At 42.3% G+C, this 1,320-nt stretch carries 2 protein-coding genes; both read right to left on the bottom strand.

Going from position 1 to position 1,320, the window contains the following annotated elements; all coding sequences use genetic code 11:
• Window positions 1-281: YWFCY domain-containing protein (locus BUC12_RS19645; RefSeq protein WP_175552656.1), on the bottom strand; the 281-nt coding region annotated here is incomplete at its 3' end.
• A gap of 125 nt (window positions 282-406) precedes the next feature.
• The coding region (locus tag BUC12_RS19640) for a relaxase/mobilization nuclease domain-containing protein (protein ID WP_073357358.1) at window positions 407-1,320 on the bottom strand (914 nt) is incomplete at its 5' end.

Raw genomic sequence — 1,320 nt, 5'->3', positions numbered from 1 at the left:
TTATTCCATGTGATTTTTTCTTCTTTTACACCTTTTGTCCCGAGGCAGGACAACGCCAGAAACACCACGGCGAACAGCTTTGTCCAAAGTATATTAGAAAACAACCCCGCCGTCTTTTGAAAATTCAGCAGGATTTTATCTACTACGCCTATATCAATGCCCTGTTCCGATATGGCCTGGTAACAGAACCAGTAAATATGAATTACTACAAATAATATACTGATAGCCCGCATGAACTCCATGACTTTGGCTAATCCTCTTAAATCGTCTTCCTGTTGCATAATAAAATCAATTTGTTAATGAGTGAATTTGAAAATTAGCATATTAGCAAATGGCATTGTCGCTTTGCGCCAATTTTGGCTCCGCCGATTTTCAATTCAAATTTGCTAATTGCCTAATTTGCTAATTATAAACCGAATCCCTTGCGTCTTTTCTTTTTCCGCTTCATGCGGTTAGTGAAAGCAATCTCTTCGTAATTGTCCCCGTGCTGCTCCATGGAGAATATCCCGGCGATAGCTTCGCTGGCAGATTCTTGTCCGGGGGAATAACTGTTGGTATCAAATGACCTGTCCATACCAAAGTCCTTATCTTCCTGCCTGCTGTTCCCGTTGAACAGTTCATGAAAGACATTCGCCGAAAACTCCTTGCCCAAGCGGGAACCGTTGAATACCATTTTTTCCTGAAGGTCGATAAAGGTTACACCATAGATACGTTTATCATCGTTTTCACGGAATAATACGGATATACCATTTTTAGCGAGTTCCTTTTCAAAAACCTTTCGATCCGGTTTATTGGCTAAAAGCGTAGATATAATATTCCGGCTCCTGTTATATACAGCTTTCTCCTTCATGGATTGTTTGGAAAACGCGATCCGCTTCTGTAAAGCATCATAGCCGACAGCCTTTCCAATCAATGATGCCTTGAAGGGATTGCCGACCTTTTCACCTTTCCTGTCCAATGCCGAATAGACCAAGCCGTTATAGGCCTTGCCCCTAACCTCGCCTTTGACTTCTTCAACGGTTACACCATATATTGAAAGTACAGCCCGGTATTCATTGAGGCTCTGGAAGCGGTAGGACTTCATCACAGCTTTTACGACATTGGAAACCTGCTTCTTTACATCACCCGCTTTATAATCTACCCGTTTGAGAGGAAGATTCTCCGGTTGCCGTTGCTTCTCAGCTGGGAGCAGGCTATACTTTTTCTCCAACTCTTTACGAATGGTATCCGAACGTTTCTTTTCAAATGAATCGCTTATCTTTTTCCCGGTCTCGTCTACACGGACAGAAACGATATGTATATGTTTGCGGTCGATATCTT

Origin of the sequence: Indolivaga macrotermitis, assembly GCF_900128985.1 — a bacterium.
Lineage (GTDB): Bacteria > Bacteroidota > Bacteroidia > Bacteroidales > Dysgonomonadaceae > Dysgonomonas_A > Dysgonomonas_A macrotermitis.
This window is presented reverse-complemented; position numbering and strand designations above follow the sequence as displayed.